General features: G+C 49.4%; 31 protein-coding genes, 1 tRNA gene and 1 riboswitch. Of the genes, 29 read left to right on the top strand and 3 right to left on the bottom strand.

The features are described 5' to 3' along the window. The first annotated feature begins 11 nt into the window (after nucleotides 1-11). From WC592_07740 to WC592_07710, 7 genes are read left to right on the top strand one after another with little or no spacing between them, the layout of a single operon-like run. Nucleotides 12-638: a DUF47 family protein gene (locus WC592_07740; protein MFA4982339.1), complete on the top strand. Its 627-nt coding sequence runs from the start codon at nucleotides 12-14 to the stop codon at nucleotides 636-638. 4 nt (nucleotides 639-642) lie between these two features. Next, nucleotides 643-1,623 (top strand): inorganic phosphate transporter, encoded by a 981-nt coding sequence (locus tag WC592_07735; protein MFA4982338.1) that lies wholly within the window; start codon nucleotides 643-645, stop codon nucleotides 1,621-1,623. A 14-nt stretch (nucleotides 1,624-1,637) separates the two neighbouring features. Next, on the top strand, nucleotides 1,638-2,462 hold the full coding sequence (locus WC592_07730; GenBank protein ID MFA4982337.1) for a nitroreductase family protein: 825 nt from the start codon (nucleotides 1,638-1,640) through the stop codon (nucleotides 2,460-2,462). After that, nucleotides 2,459-3,268 (top strand): hypothetical protein, encoded by an 810-nt coding sequence (locus WC592_07725; protein ID MFA4982336.1) that lies wholly within the window; start codon nucleotides 2,459-2,461, stop codon nucleotides 3,266-3,268. The genes WC592_07730 and WC592_07725 overlap by 4 nt, the downstream gene beginning before the upstream one ends. Then, nucleotides 3,268-3,945 carry an HAD family phosphatase gene (locus WC592_07720; protein ID MFA4982335.1) on the top strand — a complete coding sequence of 226 codons (678 nt, stop codon included), beginning with the start codon at nucleotides 3,268-3,270 and terminating at the stop codon, nucleotides 3,943-3,945. The genes WC592_07725 and WC592_07720 overlap by 1 nt, the downstream gene beginning before the upstream one ends. Nucleotides 3,946-3,977: 32 nt before the next feature. After that, the gene (locus WC592_07715; protein ID MFA4982334.1) at nucleotides 3,978-4,787 is read left to right on the top strand and encodes a nitrilase-related carbon-nitrogen hydrolase; all 810 of its coding nucleotides are present in this window, start codon (nucleotides 3,978-3,980) and stop codon (nucleotides 4,785-4,787) included. A gap of 42 nt (nucleotides 4,788-4,829) precedes the next feature. After that, complete coding sequence (locus tag WC592_07710) at nucleotides 4,830-5,354, top strand: hypothetical protein (GenBank protein MFA4982333.1); 525 nt, start codon at nucleotides 4,830-4,832, stop codon at nucleotides 5,352-5,354. A gap of 5 nt (nucleotides 5,355-5,359) precedes the next feature. On the opposite strand, the gene WC592_07705 is transcribed toward WC592_07710, so the two are convergent. Beyond that, nucleotides 5,360-6,553, bottom strand: a complete 1,194-nt coding sequence (locus tag WC592_07705) for a FecR family protein (GenBank protein MFA4982332.1) — start codon at nucleotides 6,551-6,553, stop codon at nucleotides 5,360-5,362. Nucleotides 6,554-6,643: 90 nt separating this feature from the next. Between WC592_07705 and WC592_07700 the strand changes: the two genes are divergently transcribed. The 15 genes from WC592_07700 to WC592_07630 all read left to right on the top strand — a co-directional run bounded on the left by WC592_07700 (nucleotide 6,644) and on the right by WC592_07630 (nucleotide 17,419). Beyond that, complete coding sequence (locus tag WC592_07700; protein ID MFA4982331.1) at nucleotides 6,644-6,910, top strand: hypothetical protein; 267 nt, start codon at nucleotides 6,644-6,646, stop codon at nucleotides 6,908-6,910. Between the two features lie 92 nt (nucleotides 6,911-7,002). Then, a complete protein-coding gene (locus tag WC592_07695) occupies nucleotides 7,003-7,443 on the top strand; it encodes an NUDIX domain-containing protein (protein ID MFA4982330.1) in 441 nt (146 codons plus the stop codon). Between the two features lie 71 nt (nucleotides 7,444-7,514). Next, a complete protein-coding gene (locus tag WC592_07690) occupies nucleotides 7,515-8,021 on the top strand; it encodes a hypothetical protein (protein ID MFA4982329.1) in 507 nt (168 codons plus the stop codon). Nucleotides 8,022-8,035: 14 nt separating this feature from the next. Beyond that, nucleotides 8,036-8,614 (top strand): hypothetical protein, encoded by a 579-nt coding sequence (locus WC592_07685; GenBank protein MFA4982328.1) that lies wholly within the window; start codon nucleotides 8,036-8,038, stop codon nucleotides 8,612-8,614. A gap of 442 nt (nucleotides 8,615-9,056) precedes the next feature. Then, nucleotides 9,057-9,590: an ORF6N domain-containing protein gene (locus WC592_07680; GenBank protein ID MFA4982327.1), complete on the top strand. Its 534-nt coding sequence runs from the start codon at nucleotides 9,057-9,059 to the stop codon at nucleotides 9,588-9,590. A 269-nt stretch (nucleotides 9,591-9,859) separates the two neighbouring features. Continuing rightward, nucleotides 9,860-10,096 (top strand): hypothetical protein, encoded by a 237-nt coding sequence (locus tag WC592_07675; protein MFA4982326.1) that lies wholly within the window; start codon nucleotides 9,860-9,862, stop codon nucleotides 10,094-10,096. Nucleotides 10,097-10,967: 871 nt separating this feature from the next. Further along, nucleotides 10,968-11,447, top strand: a complete 480-nt coding sequence (locus WC592_07670) for a nucleotidyltransferase domain-containing protein (protein MFA4982325.1) — start codon at nucleotides 10,968-10,970, stop codon at nucleotides 11,445-11,447. Continuing rightward, a complete protein-coding gene (locus tag WC592_07665) occupies nucleotides 11,437-11,883 on the top strand; it encodes a HEPN domain-containing protein (GenBank protein ID MFA4982324.1) in 447 nt (148 codons plus the stop codon). The genes WC592_07670 and WC592_07665 overlap by 11 nt, the downstream gene beginning before the upstream one ends. Nucleotides 11,884-11,909: 26 nt before the next feature. Then, nucleotides 11,910-12,305 carry a hypothetical protein gene (locus WC592_07660; protein ID MFA4982323.1) on the top strand — a complete coding sequence of 132 codons (396 nt, stop codon included), beginning with the start codon at nucleotides 11,910-11,912 and terminating at the stop codon, nucleotides 12,303-12,305. A gap of 256 nt (nucleotides 12,306-12,561) precedes the next feature. Then, nucleotides 12,562-12,650: riboswitch (cyclic di-GMP riboswitch) on the top strand. 107 nt (nucleotides 12,651-12,757) lie between these two features. Continuing rightward, nucleotides 12,758-13,318, top strand: a complete 561-nt coding sequence (locus WC592_07655) for a hypothetical protein (GenBank protein ID MFA4982322.1) — start codon at nucleotides 12,758-12,760, stop codon at nucleotides 13,316-13,318. A 59-nt stretch (nucleotides 13,319-13,377) separates the two neighbouring features. After that, entirely contained in the window at nucleotides 13,378-13,737 is a 360-nt protein-coding gene (locus WC592_07650) for a cyclophilin-like fold protein (GenBank protein MFA4982321.1), read from the top strand. A gap of 292 nt (nucleotides 13,738-14,029) precedes the next feature. Next, the gene (locus tag WC592_07645) at nucleotides 14,030-14,569 is read left to right on the top strand and encodes an ORF6N domain-containing protein (GenBank protein MFA4982320.1); all 540 of its coding nucleotides are present in this window, start codon (nucleotides 14,030-14,032) and stop codon (nucleotides 14,567-14,569) included. Between the two features lie 138 nt (nucleotides 14,570-14,707). Then, nucleotides 14,708-14,783 (top strand) — tRNA-Thr (locus tag WC592_07640). A gap of 145 nt (nucleotides 14,784-14,928) precedes the next feature. Then, nucleotides 14,929-16,134, top strand: coding sequence for a patatin-like phospholipase family protein (locus tag WC592_07635; protein MFA4982319.1), 1,206 nt, complete (start codon nucleotides 14,929-14,931; stop codon nucleotides 16,132-16,134). 13 nt (nucleotides 16,135-16,147) lie between these two features. Beyond that, on the top strand, nucleotides 16,148-17,419 hold the full coding sequence (locus WC592_07630) for an MFS transporter (protein MFA4982318.1): 1,272 nt from the start codon (nucleotides 16,148-16,150) through the stop codon (nucleotides 17,417-17,419). Here WC592_07630 and WC592_07625 read toward each other — a convergent pair. Beyond that, nucleotides 17,406-17,579 carry a hypothetical protein gene (locus WC592_07625; protein MFA4982317.1) on the bottom strand — a complete coding sequence of 58 codons (174 nt, stop codon included), beginning with the start codon at nucleotides 17,577-17,579 and terminating at the stop codon, nucleotides 17,406-17,408. The two genes, WC592_07630 and WC592_07625, sit on opposite strands and share 14 nt — an antisense overlap. A gap of 84 nt (nucleotides 17,580-17,663) precedes the next feature. Here WC592_07625 and WC592_07620 point away from each other — a divergent pair, with 84 nt between their 5' ends. Next, nucleotides 17,664-18,200: a VanZ family protein gene (locus WC592_07620; protein ID MFA4982316.1), complete on the top strand. Its 537-nt coding sequence runs from the start codon at nucleotides 17,664-17,666 to the stop codon at nucleotides 18,198-18,200. Here the strand turns inward: WC592_07620 and WC592_07615 are convergent. Next, nucleotides 18,197-19,579, bottom strand: a complete 1,383-nt coding sequence (locus WC592_07615; GenBank protein MFA4982315.1) for an SLC13 family permease — start codon at nucleotides 19,577-19,579, stop codon at nucleotides 18,197-18,199. The two genes, WC592_07620 and WC592_07615, sit on opposite strands and share 4 nt — an antisense overlap. 124 nt (nucleotides 19,580-19,703) lie before the next feature. On the opposite strand from WC592_07615, the gene trxA reads away from it, so the two are divergent. From trxA to eno, 6 genes are all read left to right on the top strand, one after another. Continuing rightward, nucleotides 19,704-20,021, top strand: a complete 318-nt coding sequence (gene trxA / locus WC592_07610; protein MFA4982314.1) for a thioredoxin — start codon at nucleotides 19,704-19,706, stop codon at nucleotides 20,019-20,021. Further along, nucleotides 20,021-21,838 (top strand): carbamoyltransferase, encoded by a 1,818-nt coding sequence (locus WC592_07605; GenBank protein MFA4982313.1) that lies wholly within the window; start codon nucleotides 20,021-20,023, stop codon nucleotides 21,836-21,838. The genes trxA and WC592_07605 overlap by 1 nt, the downstream gene beginning before the upstream one ends. 7 nt (nucleotides 21,839-21,845) lie before the next feature. Then, a complete protein-coding gene (locus WC592_07600; GenBank protein ID MFA4982312.1) occupies nucleotides 21,846-22,259 on the top strand; it encodes an SxtJ family membrane protein in 414 nt (137 codons plus the stop codon). Nucleotides 22,260-22,279: 20 nt separating this feature from the next. Beyond that, nucleotides 22,280-22,438 (top strand): DUF5989 family protein, encoded by a 159-nt coding sequence (locus tag WC592_07595; GenBank protein ID MFA4982311.1) that lies wholly within the window; start codon nucleotides 22,280-22,282, stop codon nucleotides 22,436-22,438. A 132-nt stretch (nucleotides 22,439-22,570) separates the two neighbouring features. Beyond that, a complete protein-coding gene (gene purN / locus WC592_07590) occupies nucleotides 22,571-23,170 on the top strand; it encodes a phosphoribosylglycinamide formyltransferase (GenBank protein ID MFA4982310.1) in 600 nt (199 codons plus the stop codon). A gap of 50 nt (nucleotides 23,171-23,220) precedes the next feature. Further along, nucleotides 23,221-23,395: phosphopyruvate hydratase (gene eno / locus WC592_07585; GenBank protein MFA4982309.1), on the top strand; the 175-nt coding region annotated here is incomplete at its 3' end.

Here is a 23,395-nt window from a genome sequence, read left to right as displayed (position 1 = left end):
AGGAGCATGTGATGGGTTTTAATTTTCTTCCGAAGGACTACAATTTTTTTGACCTGTTTGATAAGCAGGTCGACTGCGCCGTTGAGGCCGCGGGTTATTTCAAAGGATTGGCATCCGGGGGCGTCATAGATGAAAGCGCGATCAATAAGATGCGCGAACTGGAACACCAGGGCGACGATGTCGCGCATGATATTATCGACCGTCTCGATAAGACGTTCATAACGCCGTTTGACCGCGAGGACATCCACTACCTGGCGAAAGAGATAGACGATATAGTAGATATGCTCAATACGATCGTCAGCCGTATGAAGGTGTACAGGATATCCGGCGTCGACAAGTACCTTGTAAAGTTCGCCGACGTGATAGAGGAATCCGTCCGCGCCGTCGCCTGCGCCGTAAAAGGCATGCGCAAGATAAAGCATCCGAATTTTGTTTCAAGGGCATGCGTGGAGATAAACCGTCTTGAGAACGTGGGTGATTCCATGAGGGACGAAGCGCTGGGGGAGCTTTTCGAGACGTCAAAAGACCCTATCGCCGTGATAAAGTGGAAAGAGATATACCAGGAAGCTGAAACTGTCCTCGATGTCTGCGAAGACGTGGCGCATGTAGTGGAGTCGATACTCGTAAAACAGGCTTAAATTCATGACTTTCGCGATACTTGGTTTAATAGCGTTAGCCCTTCTCTTCGATTTCCTTAACGGCTTTCATGATTCCGCAAACTCCATCGCGACTATCGTCTCGACGCGTGTGCTCTCACCGCGGTATGCCGTAATCTGGGCCGCATTCTTCAATTTCGTCGCCTTCCTCTTCTTCGGCCTTCATGTCGCAAATACCATAGGCAAAGGTATAATAGACATAACGATAATCGATAAGGGGATCATCTTCGGGACCCTCGTAGGCGCCTGCGGATGGAATATCATAACGTGGTATCTTGGGTTGCCGACGAGTTCATCGCACGCCCTGATAGGCGGTATGATAGGAGCGGCGCTTGTCAAGGCAGGGCCCGGCTCTCTGGTATGGAACGGCATCTTGAAAACGGTCGCGTTTATTATCATTTCTCCGGTTATAGGTCTCATCCTGGGTCTGGGGCTGGGCATTGTCGTTTACAGGTTATTTCAAAACAGCTCGCCGCATAAGGTAGACCATATATTCAGGAAAGGCCAGCTCATCTCAGCCGCTTTATACAGCATGGGACACGGAGGCAATGACGCGCAGAAGACGATGGGTATAATCGCGAGCCTCCTGTTCAGCGCGGGGCTATTGGGAGGCACATTCCATATCCCGTTCTGGGTAGTCGTACTTTGTTATAGCGCTATCGCGCTCGGTACCATGTTCGGCGGATGGCGGATAGTCAAGACGATGGGCCAGAAGGTCGCGAAGCTGAGGCCTGTGGACGGATTCTGCGCCGAGGGCGGCGCGGCCATCACATTGTTCGTATCGACGGCATTCGGCATACCGGTAAGCACTACGCACACTATTACCGGAGCCATAATGGGTGTAGGTTCGCTCAAACGTTTAAGCGCGGTCAAGTGGGGCATCGCCGGGCGGATCGTATGGGCGTGGGTACTTACGATCCCGTGTTCGGCGGTGATATCCGCTCTGGCCTATACCCTGGCAAGATAGATCCTTTATACTTTATGTCATCGATCACTGTTAATAAAGATAAATGCGGAGGAGACGGCAAGTGCGCCGTCGTATGCCCGCTGCAGATCCTGAAGATCGACAGGGTGAGCCGCCTGCCGGTCATGATCGAGTGGGGCGAGAAGGCGTGTATAAAATGCGGCCACTGCGTTGCCGTATGCCCTTCCGGAGCGCTGTCGCTTGCCGATATGCCCGCCGCGTCATGCCCGACGCTTAGATCCGATTGGCGCGTCGGACCCGAAAGAATAGAGCCTTTCTTAAAGGGAAGAAGATCCATCCGCGTCTACAAAGATGAAGCCGTTGAAAAACAAACGATCGAAAAGCTTATCGATATAGCTTCTTACGCCCCGTCCGGAATTAACAGGCAGCCGGTCTGTTGGGCCGTATTATACGATACGCAAAAAGTCCGGCAGATGGCGGAGCTTACCATCGAATGGATGAGATCGCTCGTAAAGTCCGCCTCGCCGCTTGCCGCGGCGCTTCATATGGAAAACATAATAAAGGCGTGGGACGAAGGGCATGACTGGATCTGCCGCGGCGCCCCCCACCTAATATTAACCTATTCGCTTAAAGACGACATGACCGCCCCGCAGGCATGTACGATAGCCCTTACCTATATGGAGCTTGCCGCGGCCTCATACGGCCTGGGCGCATGCTGGGCAGGCTACGTACACATGGCGGTCAATATGAGCGATGACGCGCGGCGCCTTGCGGGCCTGTCAAAAAGGACGAGCTGTTTCGGCGCGATGCTTATAGGGCATTCAAAGTTCGACTACCACCGTATTCCGCTGCGAAATAAGCCGCATGCCACATGGCGATGAAATATCCGATCGTAATATTATGCGTCCTGGCGATAGTCGCGTCCGGCGCCGTATCCGGGTTTTCCGAGGAACTTCTTGAGTATAAGAGATTCAAGCTGGAACAGGCCTCGTGTGACGTCGGGTTGCTTTACCGGCCCGCGCCTGAAGGCATGACGCTCGGCGTTTCCGCGATCGCCACAGGCAAGGGCGCGGAGTTCAGGAAGTGGAAGATCTCCGGCATTAAATTGAATATAGGCGGCGAGAGAATAAGGCCCGATTCGAGCGGCAAGTTCTTCGTCAAGGAAGAGTCGCTTTTCCGTATCCCGGCGGCGGTCGTCTTCGCGGCTATAGGAACACAGGTACATGTAAGCGGCAGCGGACTTGAGCAGGGGATAGGTAAGGCCGGCATGGCTATAGGACTGGGGCTTCTTGTGCTGGCTGCCGACGGCGATATTCCGGGTGAGCAATGCGTCTTCAAACTTAATACGGACCAGATGGAAGCGATGAAAAATGGTTTGAACTCGCTTGAGATAGGATTGGTGGACGATAACGTCCATCCCAATTTGCGTGAGACGATAAGAGTTGGCGTAGCGGTCCCTCAAGCCCCTCAGGTGCCCGATTTCAACGCGATGAGCCGGGACGAACTTATCGGGCTCGTCGATTCTCTCGAGGGACAGGTCGCAGGCCTGGAGAAAGACCAGCGGTCTTACAAATACGGCGTCGACCCGGAATATGACGAGATCGGCCGGACGATAGAAAAGATCCAGACAGAGCGAGGAATGGCCTACAAGGCGTGGGTTGAGAGGCAGGATAAGAAGGAGAAGTGATGAAGCCGCGTGCGGTGATATTCGACATGGACGGCGTGATAGTCGATTCGATGCCGTACCATTTCATAGCGTGGTATGAGGCTTTGAGGCCGTACGGCGTAAGGGTAAGCTGTTTCGACGTCTACGAGAAAGAAGGCGAAAAGTGGGAAAAATCCCTCCGTTTTTTCATGAAGAGGGCGGGCGTCAGGCCCACCAGGCGCCTCTTAAGGGATATATTCAAGGTTCGACAGCGCGTATTCAAAAAATATTTCAGGAGATATATATTTAAGGATGTGGAGAAGATCCTCGCGGCCCTTAAAAAGAAGGGATGCCTTATCGGGCTTGTCACCGGATCGAGCGATACACACGTGAAGAAGATCCTCCCGCCGGCCATACGCAATATGTTCGACTGTATCGTGGCCGGGAACCATGTCAGGAGGGGGAAGCCCTCCCCCGAGCCGTACCTGAAAGCCGCCCGTATGCTGAAGGTAGCGCCGGAGGAATGCGTTGTAGTAGAGAATGCGCCTTACGGAGTAGAATCGGCGAAGAGGGCGGGGATGTATTGCGTGGCCGTATCGACTAGCCTGCCCGCCGCATATTTGAAACGCGCCGATCTCGTCGTCGGCGAATTAGCCGATATCGAGAAGGCCTGGTCAAGTCAAAGGAGCCGACCATACTCGAGAAGGCTGAGGCATTAGGCAGGAAAGTGGTGTAAAAAAGGACATTAAAGGTGGCGGCTAAACTAAAAATTTCTATCGCGCAGATGAAGGTCGCAGTAGCGAGGCCCGGGAAGAACCTGGAAAAAGCCGAGGCATTCGTCGCTAAAGCGAAAAAGAAGGGGAGCGATATTATATGCTTCCCGGAGATGTGGACTACAGGTTTTGACTGGGCCGCAAATAAAGGCCTGGTTTGCGAAACAGATGAAATTGTGGGCAATATCGCGGATATGGCCAGGCGCTTCGGCATATGGATAAACGGTTCAATACTTGCCCCCGACGCTAAGGGCAAGGCCTCTAACGCCTCGATGATGTTCAATCCCGACGGTGACATAGCCGGGACGTATCGCAAGATCCACCTTTTCGGCGCGATCCGCGAAGACAGGAATGTAGCTCCCGGGAATTCTCTAAGCGTAGTAGATACGCCGTGGGCCAGGGCAGGTCTGGCGATATGCTATGACATCCGTTTCCCGGAGCTCTTCAGGGCCTACGCCATGAAAGGCGCCAGGATGATATTTTTGCCTGCCGCGTTCCCCCGCGCGAAACTCGCCCACTGGAAGACTCTCATCCGGGCCCGGGCCATCGAAGATCAGCTATTCATGATCGCCGCCAACCAGGTCGGCGTTGAGGATTTCGGCATAGACGGGAGGATCGCATACTGCGGCAACTCCGCGATCATAGGCCCGTGGGGCGAGACGGTGGCGGAAGCAAGCGCCGCAAAGGAAGAGCTTATTACGGCCGCGATCGACATAGGAAAAGTCGACGAGATCCGGAACAAGATGAAGGTATTCCGGGACCGCAGGCCGGATGTATATAAACTTTAAACAGGTATAAATATGGAGGCGGGCTATATAAGATTAACGGCTTTGCTTGTCTCGTTAAGCGTCGCGCTGTCGGGATGCGCCACCATGCGATATCCCAGTGATTTCAAGGTGGAGGGCAAGGAATTCAAGGATTTCAAAGAGCTCGACGACGAAAAGGCGCTCAAAGTAGTCGCCCTCATATATAACGTCAAACATGATACATGGGAAGATGTCATAGCGCGCAACCTGGCGCTCGAGGAATATCTGGAGCTCCTGGGCAAGAGAAGATCGCAATACCTGAAGAATTCCGGCATATTCGAAGTGAAGTATGAAAAGGCCAATCTCTCCGCCTGGGGAGAGGATGACCTGATAAAATTGTACGACGCCCTCCTGCCGAAGACAGACCCTTATTACATGGATTCGGCAAGCGAGCTTTCGGAGAAGCAGAACGCCGAGAGGATAGTATATCTTACAGCTGTGTGTTCGATCGCCAGCGAGATGAAGCGCAGGAATATCAAAAAGAACGCGATAGTGGTCGGCGGCCAGATCCTGAGCACCGTCCTTATGATAGCGCTGTCGCTTATATGATATTATTACGGTTTGTCGGCGGGTTTCGTCTTTGAGAAATAGATATCGTCGATGTAGATAACGCCTTCTTTCCTGCTCACCTCGATATCCGCGAATACTATTACCAATTCCGTCACAGCCTTAAAATCGTTGATGCCACCGAAACTCTCGATCGGGATGACCATCCTCTTCCATTCGCCGGTGATGCCGTCCAGGGAGGTCTTGCCGGTCTGCTTTGAGTTCTTTAATTCGATCTTAAGCGACGTCGTGAATCCCGCCGCGGTGTCGCCTTTGATATAGAAGACGAGATATTTGTAATTAGAGATGTCGATATTCAACAATTTAGTAAAGAACCCGTTATACGCGGCGAATTGCGAGTCGACATCGTAAGACAATTTTTCTATGTATCCCGCGTCTTCCGGCCTGTCCGATTCCACCAACTCATCACGGCAGCTCTGGTTAGGGTCGCCGTAGAAGACGTTCCATACGCCGAACTCGCCGTCGATGTTATTGAAATACTCTTTCCTGTCGAAATCGTTTATCAGTATTTTGCCTTCCCGCAGATATGAGACGTTCTTATTCCAGCGCTTCCAGTATATGTTATCCGCTTCGCCGATATCCATCGGCTCGCTTATCTTCCCGTCCTCCGTCAGCACCTTCCTCCTGTTCTCTTCGATCGTGAACTGTTCCCCGCGCCGCTTCCCGGCCCGGTCCGCGCCGTACGCGAAGACATTATGCTCGAATACGCATATAGCGGCGCTGCCCGGAACGGCTTCTACCGACCATGCCGTCGACCTCGCTCCGCATATCCCGACAGGCGTCTTTACGACGAATGATGATCTGGGTTCCAGCTTTTTCAGGGTGACGAGCACTTTCCCGTTAGAGCAGTTAAGGGAGGTGGGGTTTATGCCTTCGAATTCTATGCGGCTCTTCTCTTTGATCTTTATGGCTTTATTGGCGTTCTCGCCCATGAGTATATCGACCGACGAATCTTTCCCTGTCTCGATGACGTCTCCCTTCCTCAATATGACGGAGGTGTTCATCTCCTGCCAGCCGGTATCCTGTTCCGCTTTCTTGATCTTTACGTCGCCCTTGACGACGAATGTCTTATTCATCTGAGAGAGGCCTATCTCTCCGGTCCGGGAAAAGAAGTCTTTAAGGAAGAGGATAGCGATAATGACAAGGGCTATGGTTATTATCGAAGCGAGGTTTTTCTTCATAACACGTGTATTATATGCTATTTACGCGCTGTGGGCAAGAAGAATATTAGCAGCTTGACATGCGTTATTTCACATCTTAAAATATGGGACATGGACGAGCTGTCGTATAAAGAATGTCTGGAAAAGCAGACCGCGCGGAATGAATCGCTCTGTAAACGCTGCGGGGAGTGCTGCGGCGCAAGCAACGACCCTTGCGCGAACCTCATAAAGGAAGAGTCGGGCAGATACGCCTGTCGTGTTTATGATAACCGGCTCGGCCCGCAAAAAACGGTTTCAGGCAGAGGTTTCACCTGCGTCCCGATAAGGGATAACATCGCGCGGGGATTCCGTATCCCCGGTTGCGCGTACGTAAAATAAAATGGAACACTTTTCCCAATAAAGAAAAATGCTTTGTTCCGCCGCTTGTCAGGGTGATATAATAGCGCAGTATTATTTTTCAGGGGGGTCGTGTGGAAAAAGAATTTTCGGCAGGGGCGATAATCTTCAGGAAAGAGGAGGGTAAGCCTCTTTTTCTCCTCATCTACAGCCGTAAGAACAGGATGTGGGTATTCCCTAAAGGGCACATCGAATCCGGAGAATCCGAAAAGGAGGCCGCCGCCAGGGAGATAATGGAGGAAGCGGGTATCTCAGGCATACGATTCGTGGACGGTTTCAGGGAAGAGAACGTTTATAATACGGTCAGTAACAGAGGTCCGAACAAGGGAAGTATCATCGAAAAGCACGCGATATTTTTTTTATGCGAGTCGAAGACAGCGGACGTAAAGGTCGACATGCAGGAGATGGTAGACCACAAATGGCTCGTCATGGATGAAGCGATGAAACTTATAAAGTTCGATGTCTGGAAGCAGATGTTAGCCAGGGCGAATTTATCTATTATCATGAAAGATTAGGCGATAAGACGATGAAAGCGAAAACCTCAGCAAACATCTCGTTTATAAATACTACAAAAGCGCCAGGATATATGAAAAAAACCATAATTATTAACGATAAAATGCAGAGAAATTACCGTTATTATCTGACGGAGCCCGCCGGTAAAAACTTCCACCCGGAATTTAAGCCTCAACTTACCCCGAAAGAGATGCTGGAGATGGGCGTTTTCGGCGGGAAATACATGACCGATTGCCAAAAGGAATTCCCCGGATCATGGTATAAAAAAGCCAGGCTGTGTCCGGAAAAACATGACGCAAACTTAAATTATTTCGGTATAAACGCGAGCCAGCCTCTTTCTGTATGGAGAAAAAAAGGATGGATATATCCGGATGATCCCCGTGGATGGTTCCAGTGGTATTGCCGTTATTATATGGGGCGGCGCCTGCCGGAAGAGGATGAGCGCCAGATAAAGAGATGGAAGGCGATAAAAAGGCATATCGCTCAAATTAAGAAAAACTGTAAGAAGGCGGATATTGCCTGCAGGCCCAGGCAGCGGCAGGCAGTCCTTCATTGGGCGTATGACTCAAGAACATTATAAAGGAGATAAGGAAGATGAGTAAAAAAGACAAAAAAATCGTTCTTATAGCCCAGTGCCTTATAAACCCGTATTGCAGGGTTCATATTTTAGGACAAAATTTCCCGTTATCGCAAGAGCTGACAAATTACCTTATGGGAAAGAAGGTAGGTATAATACAATATTCATGCCCAGAGACTACAGCCATGGGACTACAGCGCAACCCGCAGGGAAGACAGCAATATGACAGCGTTTTTTTCAGAAACCATTGCAAGGAGCTTCTTAAAATACCCATGCTCATGGCAAGAGAATTCATAAAAAACGGCTATCGCTTAACATGTTTTATCGGCCTTGAGAACAGCCCGACCTGCGGCATACACTGGGGTAAGCATAAGGTAAATAGATACCAGACGGAATCGCCGAATCCTATAGACAGCCCTGATCCCAGCGAGCCGGTATTAAAAGGGATCATGGCCGAGATATTGGAAGAGGAGCTGGCAAAGGAGGATATAAAGGTCCCTTTTTTAGAATTCCCGACACAATCCGAGCCATCTTCCGAAAAAAGAAAGAAATTCTGGGAAATTCTCGAGCGCGCTATCGAGCCGCCTCAGGATTAAGGTGCCACCCTGGAAAGCAATGCTCCTCCAGCATTTAGATTTAGTTCCGAATTTTGTTGATAAGCACTCCATTTTCGGCGATAATTGAAACCATGAAATATGTTAAAAGGTTAAGAAAATAGGGACAGTGACCATTTTTCGAAAAAGAAATAGCCGCTAACCCTAATTTGGACCAGTAATCTTACGAATACGCTCATAAATTCTGCTCAACTGCCCAAGGTACTTTTTCATTTAGGTCCTCCAAGTTTATTAAGCCACGGTGTCGGCTAAGTTTCGTGATCTCCGACCGAGAATAGGATTTTTTAAAAAACTTGGCCTCGGCCGGAGACCTCGGCACTTAGTAGGTAGACTTATTTAACAAACTTGCAAGAATTTTGCCTATTTTACCGTCTTATATAGTAGGAGATAGTATGCCTATATACAGGCGGAAAGAGAGGCAAGCATGAAAAAATTAATACCCCAGGAGGTTATTGAGAATAAGATCTATCTCATTAGGGGGCATAAGGTAATGCTAGATAAGGACTTAGCAAGCCTTTATGGTGTAGAAACAAAAAACCTCAATTTACAGGTTAGAAGGAACAGTAAACGTTTTCCCAGAGATTTCATGTTTCAAGTGACTAAGGAAGAAAACTTGAGGTTGCAAATTGCAACCTCAAGTTATGGCGGTCGTAGGTATTTGCCCTATGTTTTTACCGAACAGGGAGTAGCGATGCTATCGAGCGTACTCAATAGCGAACGTGCTATTGAGGTCAATATAACTATAATGCGGGCGTTCGTGCGGTTAAGAGAGATCCTGCTAGCGCATAAAGACCTCGCCGCTAAAATCGCTGCTCTTGAGCTCAAATATAAGAATCATGATATGAAGTTTTCGGAATACGATAAGCACATAACGGCGATTTTTGAAGCAATTAAAAGGCTCATGGCGCCGTCTCCCGAGCCTCCGAAACGCAGGATAGGATTCCGTCCTGCGAGGTGATGACCTACGAGGTCGAACCAGTCTTAAGCCCCGCCGAGAGAAAAACCCGGGGCGGGGTCCCGCCCCGGGTTAAGCTCCGGGCGGGATATTCCGTCCTCGTAGGTCTGCAACGGTCCCTCTACCATAAAATGAGTTGCCCCTAAACCTCTTAGGGTGATATAATACCACCCTACAAGAGGCTATAAGGCAATGAAAGCGAAGACCTCATACTAATTCAAGACCGGGCGCACACGACCCGGTTTTTTTATTTTCAGGGAGCAGGAGGCAGGATGAGATATTTATTGATAGCGTTTTGTATATTTTTAGCGGTTAATGCCTGTGCAGAAGAGCTTAAATCTGCGGCGGACGATTCCGGCGAATGCGCCGCGTCCGGGGCGGCGCCGTCGCCGTCTTTTACCGGCGCCAATGCGGCTCCGTCATTCAGCGATGACAATAGCGGCGAACCGTCATATGACGACGCGGATGAGCCTTCCTTCGGCGACGAAGGGGACGCCGAGAGCGAATAAAGGAGCAGCGGTTTCGTAACAGCTTCCGATAGGCAATCGTAACTCGTTGATATTGTTGTAACTGCGAAGATCCTCAATCAGTTAGGTATAAATTCCATCCATAGCAATCCGTACGAATCCGTCGCATTCTGGCTATGTTTTTATCACAATTTTATCACAAGGTAATAGGCTATAGGCAATAGGATAAAACGTGAACCTATCGCCTAACGCCTCTCGCCTATAGCCTTTTCTATCTATCGCCTTTTCTATGGGTCCTTGGAAGGGGGGGGTCGGGCCGCAGGTCGGGCGAGGCGCGAGCCGTCAGCGATTGTAGATTTAAAAAACCGTGTCCGTGTCCCTAACTTTAGGTACCCCGAGATCGTGGCACAAATAGGGCAAAGAACCGCAAATATAGGCATTTCAATGGGTTATGTCGATAATTTAAGTCAAAATCAGCTTTTTGTAGTTAACATAATTCGAAAAAGTAGGGACACTTTTATGTCAGGATTGACATGGAAATGTCCACTAACCGTAAATGTCCACTGATTAGTAGACATTTAGCCCTAATGGACATTTAATGTTCACTCGACCCCTAATGTTCACTAAGTAGTGAACATTCTTGTTCTATGTTATAGAACAGCTGTATTATTCAATAGAACAGGAGATGCCGCCAATCATAAAAAATAACTTGAAATCGATGTAAGTTTATACTACAATCGTTGTAAAATCCTTCGACAGGCTCAGGATTTTATCCCGAGCGCAGCCGAGGGATAAAAGAAAAAAGGAGACACAATCAATGGTTAGCTTTCTTCAATTGACCAAATCGAGGTTACGGCAAAAAATCCTATCCTATTATTTTACCAATCCTACCAATCAGCTGTATGTGAGGCAATTGGCATCGATTCTTGCGGAGGATCCTGGAAATGTCTCAAAAGAGCTTGCCAAGTTGGAGGAGGAAGGGGTCTTTACCGCTGAGGCAAAGGGAAATCAAAAACACTTTTATCTGAATAAACAATATCCCTTATATAATGAGCTGAAATCCATTTTGTTTAAAACGGTGGGAGTAGAAGGCCAATTGAAGAATATAATAAGAAAAATAAAAGGGGTTCAGCTGTCGTTTGTCTATGGTTCTTATGCGGCTAATAAAGAAAATGCTTCAAGCGATGTAGACCTTTTAATAGTCGGAAATCCAAACGAAGACGAGTTGCTCGAGAGAATAGAATCTGCCGAGCAATCGCTGGGAAGAGAGGTAAATTATAATATCTATCCTACGGCGGAGTTCAAGGAGAAGAGAAAGAGGAGAGATAATTTCATCACGAACATTCTTAAAAGACCGAAAATAATGCTGAAAGGAGATCTCAATGCAATTTGATGACCTGCTTAAAAAGGGCCAGATAGTAAAGGAGAATACCACTAAAGAGAAGATAGCCGAATTTTTGGAATTTGCGGAAAACGAACTATCCGCAGCAAAATTCAATTTACAAAAATTTCCCCTGACCGCATATAAATCGGCATATGATGCTTTGATGCATGCCGGTAATGCGCTTATAAGATTTTATGGTTATCGGCCTACCGAAAAGTTTACACATGCCACTATAACAGAATGCGTGGATAGAATTCTCGGGGCAGAATGCGGCGATCTGGCCAGAGGATTCAAAAGGATGCGTAAAAAACGGCACCCCCTGCAGTATGATGCGCTATTTTCCGAATCTCATAAGGAAGTGCAGGATAGTGTTACAAGGGCTGAAGAATTGATTAAAAAAATAGAAGAGCATACAAAGATAAAGCCACGGCAAAGATTATTTTAGCGTGACGTATAGGGAAGGCATGGGTTATGGGTACTACAACATTTTTTCTCAGATACAATGATATGGGCAAACCATTCACCAAGATGGACAAGAAAGAGCTGGAGAAGCTCGACAGTCTTTCACCCTACGGCGAAACGCAACATCATGCCGGATGGAGCGTTCCTTTTGAACTTCATAACGGCAATGTGTATGTTCTGGTGTTTTGGAAAGGCAGGTTAATGAAGATCGAGGATGCGCCTAAGATTCTTAATAAAAAATATTACAGCAAACATCACGGTAAAGAAGTTAACGAGTATGAATGGACTGTATTAAAAAAATATATATTAGCGGAAATACAGAGGCTCGATAAGGAGTTTAGGAAGTCGCTGCGGGAAAATAGAATCCGCGTCAAAAAGGGACGCAAAGGAGGAAAAGACAAATGATACTCGTTCTCGCGGGGAATAAAAAAGAATTTAATAAATTTTTAGAGAACCACAAGCCTAAAAACATTTTTCGATTTATCAGCAATGATTCGGATTATGCAGGGCATAAGAAATGCGGTCTACTTCGTGTCGGATCTTACCAATAAATATCCTAATCTTATGTACAAAAGCAACTATAACACTAATTGTTAGCTCAAAAAAAGCTATCTTCCTTTCTCTTGACTTAACGCCACCCTATGGCATACTAATACTACAATCTAGATAAAGGCAAACCTACGGTGACGTAGGGACGCAAAACTTCGGGTCTAGAAAAGGCATTATAGTCTAGAAAGCCAAGTTACCTAGAAATAGGATGACTTGGTTTTTTTGTTTTGGTCTGGGCTAAGGGTGGTTTTATCCTTCCCGAAGTCGGGTAAAGCTACCCTCCAGACCAAAATTAAACAACAGGGAATATGATGATAAAGAATAAGGTGATATATAAAATTTGGTTAAAACCCCTAGCCATTGTGTTGGTATGTCTATTTGGCTTTAATAGTATTTCTTTTGCTGATGGCAATTCGTTGTCAATATGGACAGCTATGGAGCGACCTGAAGTAAAAAGAGAAGCAATGGCAACTATGTATAGGCAAGGCAGACTGATTTGGATTGCTCAATCCGATAAATATTTAAACCTGCTAAAAAATTATAACGCCCTAGCACTATTGCTTCCTTCGGGTAGGTATTTAATGGCACCAGAAACAGCGAACAATAGTCTCTCATTGATAAGAGCCGCTACCCACGAGGACTATGAAGTTCTTATGCAAAGAGAAGAAGAGCTACATAAAACAAGATATCAAAGAGTAATGAATTACGAGCTGTTGATGAGGCAATACCTATCTATAACTCTACGCCCCATGAATCTCTCGATAATGTGTCGCCGAATGATGTATATGCCGGCAGAAAGGAGGAGATATGTATGCTTGGATGCTTGGTGCCATGCACCGAGGTGCCACCCAGCAAGATTAAATATTTAACGTTTTATTTCACAATATGGTGCCATCCCAGAAGGCGCCACCCTTAAAAGGGTAAAGTAATGAAGATCGTTTTTAAGACTTCTACAGTTACTATAGAAGGCACGCTTAATAACTCCCAGACCGCGAAGAATATCCATGAGAAACTGCCCATCGCGGCTAAAGCGAGTAGATGGGGAGATGAGATATATTTCGAGATACCGGTCAAATGTCCTCCGGAAGACGCTACTATGGATGTGGAAGTAGGCGATATCGCGTATTGGCCGGAAGGCGCCTGCCTATGCATATTCTTCGGCAGGACTCCCGCGAGCACCAATGACAAGCCGCGCCCCGCGTCAGAAGTGAATATAGTCGGTAAAGTCTCGGGCGACCTCTCTGTCCTGAAATCCGTCAGGCCCGGCGAAAAAATAAAAGTTGAGTGAAGTGTCCCCCCAAAGATAAGACCAGCCTAAAACTTTTTTAAAAAACTTGGCCTCGGCCGGAGACCTCGGCACCTGGTAAATAGACTAATTTAAAAAACTTGGCCTCGGCCGGAGACCTCGGCACCTGGTAAATAGACTAATTTAAAAAACTTGCAAGAAATTTGTCGATTTTACCGTCTTATATAGTAGGGGGATAAACCATCTATATAAGGGTAGTCCCTCGCCGCATAAGAGAAAATGAGGCGGCTCGGGACGATTTGCCATAGTGATATGGCAGCAAATCGGAGGCAAAATGAAAGAATTAATACCCCAGGAGATTATAGAAAATAAGATCTATCTTATGAGAGGGCACAAGGTTATGTTAGATAGGGATCTGGCTAAGCTTTATGGGGTGCCGGCTAAACGTTTAAATGAACAAGTTAAAAGAAATATAATGAGATTCCCGGATGATTTTATGTTTCAGCTGACACAAGAAGAAATTTTGATATTCCAGCTTGGAATATCAGGTTCAAGGTCGCAATTTGCGACCTTGAAACAAGGTCAAAATATTAAGTATCCACCTTATGCGTTTACTGAGCAGGGTGTAGCGATGTTGTCGAGCGTTCTTAATAGCGAGCGGGCTATTCAAGTTAACATAGCTATTATGCGCGCATTCGTAAGGTTAAAAGCTATACTCTCTACCCACAAAGAGCTTGCCCACAAGCTGAACGAGCTGGAACGTAAGATTGAGAAGCACGACGAAGATATTAGCTCTATCTTCGAGGCGATAAGGCAGCTTATGGCCCCTCCTCCAGAATCTCCGAAGCGCAGGATAGGCTTCCATAATAAATGAGTTTAAGATATGGTTTACAAAGGAAGAGTTTTTGAGGTGCCATTTTGGCATCTCAAGTTATGGGGCTGATATGAGACTGATTTAGGTTTTCTCTTGCCCTCCAATCGTCTATCGGGTAAAATACTCACGTAATTCAAAGCCCATGTAGCTCAGCCGGTAGAGCAGCGGTTTCGTAAACCGCAGGTCGGTGGTTCGAGTCCACTCGTGGGCTCCAAATTTCGCAGCAACTTAATTCCGGCGAAATTTGTCCCGAGCAGCCATATTTTCACTTAGGTTGCGAGGGACTGCATATAAGAAAACCGTAGTTACCAGAAGCAGCGTCGGCCTTCAATTCTGCTTTGCAAACCGGGAGTCAACTCATGACAGGAAAAAAAATATCCTTCCTTGCGCTGGCTCTTCTCGTGCCTTTCCTCTCATCCGGGTGCGCGACGGCGCGCCATCCGGTGCCGCCCGAACTTCTTACAAAAACACAACTCAAAGACGGCCCCGGTATACGGGTAATGGTAGGCGAGCACCATACTCCGCTCCAGGAGAACCTGATGCTGTCGGTGAAAGAAGAGTCTCCCAAGGATTTCCCCGTTAACCGCGACGGCGTAAAGATCTACCCGATACTTGCCATTTCCGGCGGCGGCGCCAACGGAGCGTACGGCGCGGGATTATTGAAAGGCTGGACGAAGGAAGGGTCGCGGCCGGTATTTAAAGTAGTTACAGGCGTAAGCACCGGGGCCATCATAGCCCCGTTCGCGTTCCTGGGCAAAGAGTATGATGACGAGATCGAGAAGTGCTATACCGGCCTGTCCACTAAGGACGTCATGGCGCGCCACTTTCCGCTGACCGGCATATTCGGCAATTCCCTTGTGAGCAACGCCCCGCTCGCAAAGACGATCAGGAAGATGATGACCGGGGAGATCCTCGATAAGATAGCCGTAGAGCACAGGCGCGGCCGCAGGCTCTTCGTCGGCACCGCGAACCTCGACGCCCAGCGTTTCGTGATATGGGATATGGGTGCTATAGCGTGCAGGGGAGACGCCGAACTTTTCAGCAAGGTCATCCTCGCGTCGGCCGCCATACCGGTAGTATTCCCTCCGTCTATTTTTAAAGTCGAAGCGGACGGTAAAGTATATGATGAGATGCACGCCGACGGCGGAACGCTGACGCAGGTATTTACCGCTTATGAACTGCTGAGAGGTATGTCGCAAGCCGCGAAGAACTTTAATATCGATCCCTCAAAGACAAAGAGCAAACTTTATGTAATCCGTAACGGGTATATGTCACCGGTATATATGAAGGTGAACGACGAGCTGGTCTCTCTCGCCGCGCGCTCATTTGAAATAATAATAGACGCGCAGGGCGTAGGCGACGTTTACAAATTATACGTCTTCTCTAAAGAAGGGGGGAACGATTTTAATCTTGCCTTCATCCCGCCCGACTTCGAGAACCACTCCAAAGAGATGTTCGACCCGAAAGAGATGAGGCGTCTGTTTGACAGGGGGTATGAAGACGCTGTGGGCGGCTATAAATGGCACAAGGCTCCTCCGGGAGCGGAAGAGCCGGCGCTTAAATAAGGCGGTTTAAGTGATGACCCGTTTTCGCGATGTATTGTCGAATAAGAACTTCTTCTTCCTGTGGCTCGGCCAGGTCGTATCGAACTTCGGCGACCGCCTTACGCAGATGGCGCTTGTGGCGCTCGTCTACCAGAGTAATCCGGGCTCCGAGATGGCTCTCGCCAAACTGATATCCTTCACTATAATCCCCGTATTCCTTATAGGGCCGATCGCCGGCGCTTGGGTCGACAGGCTCGACCGCAGGAATATCATGATAATATCCGATATCCTGCGAGGCGTGCTCGTCCTGTCGATACCGTTCTTTATATACGCGCGCCAGATACTACTAGTCTATCTCGTGATATTTTTGGTATTTTCGATATCGCGTTTCTTCATACCGTCAAAGATGGCGATAATCCCGGAGATAGTGTCGAAGGACAAGCTACTCATCGCGAATACCCTGCAGGATACGACGCACTTGATAGGCAATGTGGTAGGGCTCGTCGTTGCCGGTATAATAGTCAATATAGCGTTCATCGGCGCGATAGGCGGCCTCTACATAGACGGAGCGACCTTCTTTATATCGGCGGTCTTCATAGGGATGATGGCCGGCGCCAAGGCACTGGCGCCGAGCGTAAAGGACGACCTGATAGATACAAAAAAGGCGATCGAGAACTCTTTCAGGAAATCCGTCCTGAACGAGATAAGGGAAGGCTTAAGGATAATCGTCCGCTACAGCAATATGCGGTTCGTCGTATCTGTCTTCTTCCTGCTCATGGCCGGGATCGGCGCTGTTTCATGCGTGATAATAGTATTTGTGCAAGACGCGTTCGGTTCTTCTACGAGAGACCTCGGCTTTCTGGGGATGTTCCTGGTGGGCGGACTATTCCTCGGCACGGTCCTTTACGGCAGGTTCGGCCAGAAGATATCGAAGCGGCGGATAATATATTTGAGTTTCATAGCGAGCGGCGTCTTCATGGCGCTCTTCGCTTTTTTTGTTTCGAGATTCCCGAATCTGCTTGTGGCGGGCATGCTTGCCGGATTATTGGGCATGGCTGTAAGCCCGATGATGAGCGCGACCAATACATTGACGCATGAGACAATACCCGAAGAGACGCGGGGGAGGATATTCAGTTCGCTGGAGGCTGTTATACACCTGGCATTCCTGGTATTTATGTTCGTGGCGGCATTCGCGGCAAAATACGTGGACAGGTCCTGGATACTGACATCGGTAGGAATTGTCTATTCCGCGGGAGGTATAGCAGGGATGTTGCTTGGGATGAGGAAGAGGGCTACTTCTCCTTAGGAGAATACTTTTCCTTATTGACCTTCTCGAGGCATATCTTGTAGTAGTTGCAGACCGGGCAGCAGATATTCTCCTCGCCCTTTTCTCCCCTATACCACTTAGTCTCGCATGTCCAGTATATCTGGCATGTTTCGCAGCAATTGATCTTATTGTGATGCATATTAAGCTCTCTTTCTATTTTCTAAAATACAGCATTTGGCCGTAATTGTCAATAATTATAAATACAGGAGAATGTCAAACAATAATGGATAGTAATAAGAAGAAAAATACGGCCGATCTCCTGCTGTTGATAGGATATGTGGCGTTCATATATTTGACGCTGCCCGTAACCCCGGCGTTCACTAACTACCTGTCCGCGGCCCTGGGAAGTAATTTTGCTCTGCTCGCCGGCGCGCTGGTGATCCTGCCGGTCCCCGCCGCGTCGGCTATATTTTATAGAAATATCCGGGACAAGGGCATATCCTTTTATTTAGGCCTTGCCGCGGCGATATCGGTCTACGCCGTCCTTCTCATATATTATACGCCGATCGTCGTAGAGAAGCTCCACCTGCTCGAATACGGCATCCTGGCATGCCTGGCAATGCGCTACGCAAGAGGGATGCGGCCGCAGAATAAGAGACATCTCTTTGTTGCGGCGGCAGTGGTCATTGTGGGTTATTGCGACGAGTTGATCCAGAAGTTCATTCCTAACAGGGTTTACGACCCGAGGGACGTGGCCTTAAATATATTGGGCGGATTTCTGGCGTTTGTGATAATGAGGATGCTGGATTACGACGGTTAGACCATCCACTTCAATTGCGCAAGTATCAATAGATGCGCGATCAATAGCGTGGGTATGGCCACTACGGCGCCGACCTTCAGCCATTCCAGGAAAGTCACCTGGACCGTATGGCGTTTTTCCATCACGCCCACCGCGACTATATTCGCGGTAGAGCCTATGATGGTCAGGTTGCCGAGGATCGTGCCCCCGAAGAGTATCGCCCACCATAGAGGGAACGTAGGTATTCCCATAGCGCCTATATCGCCGATGATCGGAATGAATGTAGATACGGCCAACACGTTGTCCATTACCGACGTGAGGATCCCGGATGTCCACGTGCAGATGCCGACGAGAAGCGGGAGGTCGCTGCCCGCAAAGCCTATTATGCGCTTGGCGATTATCTCGGTGATGCCCTGATACTTCAACGTGCCGACGGAAGCGAAGAGGCAGAGGAAGAAGGCAAGCGTCCACCAGTCGACCCTCTTATCCACTATATGGCGCGCGTCGTTCTTAGCGATCGCCAGGACGACGGCCGCTCCGATGAGCGCGGTCCCGAGCAGCATCGTATTCTTCTCCAGTCCCAGGAAATGTTCCACCTGCGAATGGAGGACGAGCCCCGCGACGACCGCCGCAAATAACAGCCCGGAGAATACCGCGCCTTTCGGCATCGGCCCTTTGATGAAATCCAGTTTCGTTTCACCTTTCTTATGGGCCTCCATCGCCCTATGTAATTCATCGATGGGTTTTTTATAATACAAAAACAGCAGGGCGATAGTGGCTATCATTATGACGAACGATATCGGCGCCGCCCACCTGAGGAAGTCCATGAATCCCAGGCCGCTTCGCATCGCTATTATGACTCCTATAGGGTTACCCACGACCGTCGCGCTCGATCCTACGTTAGTGGCGAATACTATCATTATTATGAACGGTATGGGGTTTAATTTATATCTTGAAGTTATGCTGAGCATCGCTGCGGCCATGAAAAGGACGGAGGTGACCTCGTCTACAAGAGCTGCCGCAACGCTCGATACCACCATGAGCAGTATCAACAGGGCCTTGCCGTTCATTCCGACGAGCGAGATCATCTTATCGACGAGGTGCTCGAAGAACTGCTTCTCTTCGAGGAACCCGACTATTACCATCATGCCTATGAGGAAGAGTATGATGTCGATGCCGGCGAACTCGATGACGTGGGGGACGTCCAGGAGCCCCGCCGCGAGAAGTACACCCAAGCCTAGGAAGGCGAATGCGAGCCTGTAACGCCAGAAGAAGATGGCGCCGTAGAATATGGAGGAGAAGCCGGCCACGGCCTCCAGCTGCTTCGCCGACATCCCCAGGAACGAGGAGGCGAATACCGTAAGCGCCACACCGATCACATAATAGACAGCGTTCTTCATATCGTGGGATCCTTTTCGGATTCAATCGTAACATACAATATGTCCCATAACAAGATTTTTTTGTTGAGTAAATCGTGCATTAGTTATATAGTATACGTGCGAAAGCTAAAAGGAGAGTATTAACATGGTAGAAGTAACGAGTGAGAATTTTGATAAAGAGGTGATGAAGTCGGACAAGCCGGTGCTTGTCGATTTCTGGGCTCCGTGGTGCATGCCGTGCAAGATAATCGCGCCCTCCGTGGAAAAACTGGCCCAGGAATTCGACGGCAAGGTGAAGATCATGAAATCGAACGTCGATGAGAGCCCTGAGATAGCCACGGAGCTCTCGGTCCTGAATATACCGACGCTTATCCTGTTCAAGGACGGCGCCGAGGTATCGAGAATGATCGGAGTCAATTCCAAAGAGGCCATAGAGGCCAAGATCAGGTCGGTGATCGGCTGATGAACATACTGGGTATCTCAGCGTTCTATCATGACTCCGCCGCGGCGCTCGTTAAAGACGGCGAGATCATAGCGGCCGCGCAGGAAGAGCGCTTCACAAGAAAGAAACACGATTCATCCTTCCCGAAGAACGCGGTCCAATACTGCCTGAAAGAAGGCGGGATAGGCATCGGCGACATAGATTACGTTGCGTTCTACGAAAAGCCTTTCATCAAATTCGAAAGGATCCTCGAGACATATATAGCGTACGCCCCGTCGGGTATAAGTTCGTTCCTGAAGGCCCTCCCGTTATGGATCAAGAAGAAACTCTGGATGAAGGAGATGATACGCGAGGAGCTGGGCTACTCGGGGCCTATGATATTCCCCGAGCACCACGAGGCCCACGCTGCGAGCGCGTTCTTCCCGTCGCCGTACCGCGAAGCGGCGGTGCTCACCATGGACGGCGTCGGCGAGTGGACGACGGCGAGCTTCGGGACGGGCGTCGGCAATTCGCTCTCGTTAAAGGCGGAGATAAAGTTTCCCCATTCCCTTGGGCTTCTCTATTCCGCGTTTACCTATTATACCGGCTTCAAGGTCAACTCCGGCGAATATAAGGTCATGGGGCTGGCACCCTACGGCAGGCCGGTCTACTACGATCTCATAATGAGGGAGCTCCTCGACCTGAAGGACGACGGTTCGTTCAAATTGAACATGAAGCATTTCAATTATTGCGCCGGGCTTACGATGACGAGCGCCAGGTTCCATAAACTTTTCGGCGGCGCGCCCAGGAAGCCGGAATCGAAGATAACGCAGAGGGAGATGGACCTCGCGCGTTCCATACAGGACGTCACCGAAGAGATAATGCTGAGGATGGCGCGGCACGTCCATAAGGTCACGGGCAAGGATTATCTGACGCTCGGCGGCGGCGTTGCCTTGAACTGCGTCGGGAACGGCAGGATCCTGCGCGAAGGGCCTTTCAAAGGCATATGGATACAGCCCGCCTCCGGGGACGCCGGAGGGGCGCTCGGCGCCGCGCTCTTCACATGGTACCAGTATCTGGGCAATCCCCGCGCGGCGGACGATAGGGACGATCTCCAGAAGGGCTCTTTCCTCGGGCCCGTTTACGATAACGATTATATCGAAAAATATCTAAAAGAAAAAGGGGCGCCCTACGTAAGGTTGAGCGACGCCGACGTGCCGAAAAAGATAGCGGAGTTGATAGGGAGTGAAAAGGTCGTCGGCTGGATGGAAGGCAGGATGGAGTTCGGCCCGAGGGCGCTGGGAGGGCGCAGCATACTGGGCGACGCGAGGAGTGCCAGGATGCAGGAGACGATGAACCTTAAGATAAAATTCAGGGAATCTTTCAGGCCGTTCGCGCCGTCGATCCTGGCCGAAAAGGCCGGCGAATATTTCGACATAAAGTCCCAGAGCCCTTATATGCTGCTCGTCGCGCCCGTTAAGGAGTCTAAGAGGCTCCCGGTCTCCGCCCAGAGCGAGAAGCTCTTCGGGCTCGAGCGCCTTAATGTAAGCCGCAGCTCAATACCCGCCGTGACGCACGTCGACTATTCGGCTCGCGTGCAGACGATAAGCCGCAAGCATAACCCTTTGTTTTACGACATGATAAAGGCGTTCGACGAAAAATACGGATGCCCGGTTGTCATAAATACCTCTTTTAACGTAAGGGGAGAGCCGATCGTGGCAAGTCCGGAGGACGCGTACCGCTGTTTCATGAGGACGAATATGGATTACCTGGTTATGGGCAGCTTCCTTCTCGAAAAGAAGGACCAGAAGCCGCTCGATAAGGACGCGGACTGGCTGAAAGAATACGAATTGGATTGAGGCGCATATGTTCGAAGAGTTTATGAGGATAAAGAGCGGGAGAAAAGAGCTGCGAGAGTTTGGCTTGACGATCGGGATAATTCTTGTTATCTTAGGAGGCGTCGCTCTCTGGCGCGGCAAAGGGACTTATCCGTACCTGTTTACGGCCGGAGCGCTCTTCATTATACCGGGGTTTATTCTGCCCGGCATATTGAAACCTCTCCAGAAGGCGTGGATGGGTTTCGCGATCGTGCTCGGTTTCTTCATGAGCAGGCTCGTCCTGACGATAGTCTTTTACGGGGTCGTTACGCCGATAGGCCTTATTACCAGGATATCCGGCAAAGACATCCTGGACGAGAAGATGGATAAGTCGAAGGCCTCTTACTGGATCGCGAGATCCGGCCAGGCGCGGCCGAAAGAATATTACGAAAAGCAGTTTTAAACAAAATATAAGAGGTATGTATGGGAAAGGTCGGGTTTCTTAAAGAGCTGTGGGAATTCCTGTCGACGCGCAAGAAATGGTGGCTCATGCCGATAATCATAATATTGATAATCCTCGGCCTCCTGATAGTATTAACCGAAGGAAGCGCTGTCGCGCCGTTCGTTTATACCTTGTTCTAATAAGTCAGTGATTAAGCGATTCTGAAGGCAAACACGCTTAGCGATTAAGTTATTAAGTGCAAAAAATACTTAATCGCTTAATCGCCAAGAGGGTCTAGCTAAGAATTACTTAATCACTAAGAGGGTCTGACTATGAAGATCGCGGTCCTGTGCTCGGGTAACGGATCGAACCTGCAGGCGATAATCGACGCCGTCAAGAAGGGCTATATACCCGCGGAGATCGCTCTGGTCGTGAGCGATAACAAGGACGCATTCGCCCTGTCGCGCGCCAAGAGCGCGAAGATCGAGACGCTCGTCCTTAACCCGAAAGATTTTAAGGGCCGCGAGGATTTCGACAAAGAGATAGTCCGGCATCTGAGGAAGAAGGGCGTGGGGCTCGTCGTGCTGGCGGGATTCATGAGGCTCATGAGCCCGTATTTCATAAAAGAATATAAAGACCGCGTCATGAATATACATCCGGCGCTCCTGCCGTCGTTCAAGGGGACGTGCGGCATAAAGGATGCGCTGGAATACGGCGTAAAGGTGACCGGGCCGACTGTCCATTTCGTGGACGACAAGCTCGACCACGGGGCGATAATACTCCAGAAGGCCGTCGAGGTGAAAGACGACGATACGGAAGAGACGCTTCTTGAGCGCGTCCATAAGGAAGAGCACAGGATATTCCCCGAAGCGATAAAGCTGTTTGTCGAGGGGAGACTGAAGATAGAGGGTAGGAGAGTTCGTATAGGTTGACAGCTGACAGCTGAAAGCTGACAGCTAATTAGAAAGGAGCAGCAGTAGAAATGAAAACCAGTATTAAGGATGTGAAAGCCAGAGAGATACTCGATTCGAGAGGGAACCCGACGGTCGAGGTGGATGTGGTACTGCAGGACGGTTCTTTCGGGAGGGCCGCTGTCCCGAGCGGAGCGTCGACCGGTGAGCACGAGGCTGTGGAGCTGCGCGACGGCGACAAGTCGC

Source organism: Candidatus Omnitrophota bacterium (genome assembly GCA_041648975.1).
Classification (GTDB): Bacteria; Omnitrophota; Gorgyraeia; order 2-01-FULL-45-10; family 2-01-FULL-45-10; genus JAQUSE01.
This window is presented reverse-complemented; position numbering and strand designations above follow the sequence as displayed.

Coding starts and splice junctions, on each gene's coding strand:
- WC592_07740 (MFA4982339.1), top strand. CDS start 12: ATGGGTTTTAATTTTCTTCCGAAGGACTACAATTTTTTTGACCTGTTT.
- WC592_07735 (MFA4982338.1), top strand. CDS start 643: ATGACTTTCGCGATACTTGGTTTAATAGCGTTAGCCCTTCTCTTCGAT.
- WC592_07730 (MFA4982337.1), top strand. CDS start 1,638: ATGTCATCGATCACTGTTAATAAAGATAAATGCGGAGGAGACGGCAAG.
- WC592_07725 (MFA4982336.1), top strand. CDS start 2,459: ATGAAATATCCGATCGTAATATTATGCGTCCTGGCGATAGTCGCGTCC.
- WC592_07720 (MFA4982335.1), top strand. CDS start 3,268: ATGAAGCCGCGTGCGGTGATATTCGACATGGACGGCGTGATAGTCGAT.
- WC592_07705 (MFA4982332.1), bottom strand. CDS start 6,553: ATGAAGAAAAACCTCGCTTCGATAATAACCATAGCCCTTGTCATTATC.
- WC592_07700 (MFA4982331.1), top strand. CDS start 6,644: ATGGACGAGCTGTCGTATAAAGAATGTCTGGAAAAGCAGACCGCGCGG.
- WC592_07690 (MFA4982329.1), top strand. CDS start 7,515: ATGAAAAAAACCATAATTATTAACGATAAAATGCAGAGAAATTACCGT.
- WC592_07685 (MFA4982328.1), top strand. CDS start 8,036: ATGAGTAAAAAAGACAAAAAAATCGTTCTTATAGCCCAGTGCCTTATA.
- WC592_07680 (MFA4982327.1), top strand. CDS start 9,057: ATGAAAAAATTAATACCCCAGGAGGTTATTGAGAATAAGATCTATCTC.
- WC592_07675 (MFA4982326.1), top strand. CDS start 9,860: ATGAGATATTTATTGATAGCGTTTTGTATATTTTTAGCGGTTAATGCC.
- WC592_07665 (MFA4982324.1), top strand. CDS start 11,437: ATGCAATTTGATGACCTGCTTAAAAAGGGCCAGATAGTAAAGGAGAAT.
- WC592_07660 (MFA4982323.1), top strand. CDS start 11,910: ATGGGTACTACAACATTTTTTCTCAGATACAATGATATGGGCAAACCA.
- WC592_07655 (MFA4982322.1), top strand. CDS start 12,758: ATGATGATAAAGAATAAGGTGATATATAAAATTTGGTTAAAACCCCTA.
- WC592_07650 (MFA4982321.1), top strand. CDS start 13,378: ATGAAGATCGTTTTTAAGACTTCTACAGTTACTATAGAAGGCACGCTT.
- WC592_07645 (MFA4982320.1), top strand. CDS start 14,030: ATGAAAGAATTAATACCCCAGGAGATTATAGAAAATAAGATCTATCTT.
- WC592_07635 (MFA4982319.1), top strand. CDS start 14,929: ATGACAGGAAAAAAAATATCCTTCCTTGCGCTGGCTCTTCTCGTGCCT.
- WC592_07630 (MFA4982318.1), top strand. CDS start 16,148: ATGACCCGTTTTCGCGATGTATTGTCGAATAAGAACTTCTTCTTCCTG.
- WC592_07625 (MFA4982317.1), bottom strand. CDS start 17,579: ATGCATCACAATAAGATCAATTGCTGCGAAACATGCCAGATATACTGG.
- WC592_07620 (MFA4982316.1), top strand. CDS start 17,664: ATGGATAGTAATAAGAAGAAAAATACGGCCGATCTCCTGCTGTTGATA.
- WC592_07615 (MFA4982315.1), bottom strand. CDS start 19,579: ATGAAGAACGCTGTCTATTATGTGATCGGTGTGGCGCTTACGGTATTC.
- trxA (MFA4982314.1), top strand. CDS start 19,704: ATGGTAGAAGTAACGAGTGAGAATTTTGATAAAGAGGTGATGAAGTCG.
- WC592_07605 (MFA4982313.1), top strand. CDS start 20,021: ATGAACATACTGGGTATCTCAGCGTTCTATCATGACTCCGCCGCGGCG.
- WC592_07600 (MFA4982312.1), top strand. CDS start 21,846: ATGTTCGAAGAGTTTATGAGGATAAAGAGCGGGAGAAAAGAGCTGCGA.
- WC592_07595 (MFA4982311.1), top strand. CDS start 22,280: ATGGGAAAGGTCGGGTTTCTTAAAGAGCTGTGGGAATTCCTGTCGACG.
- purN (MFA4982310.1), top strand. CDS start 22,571: ATGAAGATCGCGGTCCTGTGCTCGGGTAACGGATCGAACCTGCAGGCG.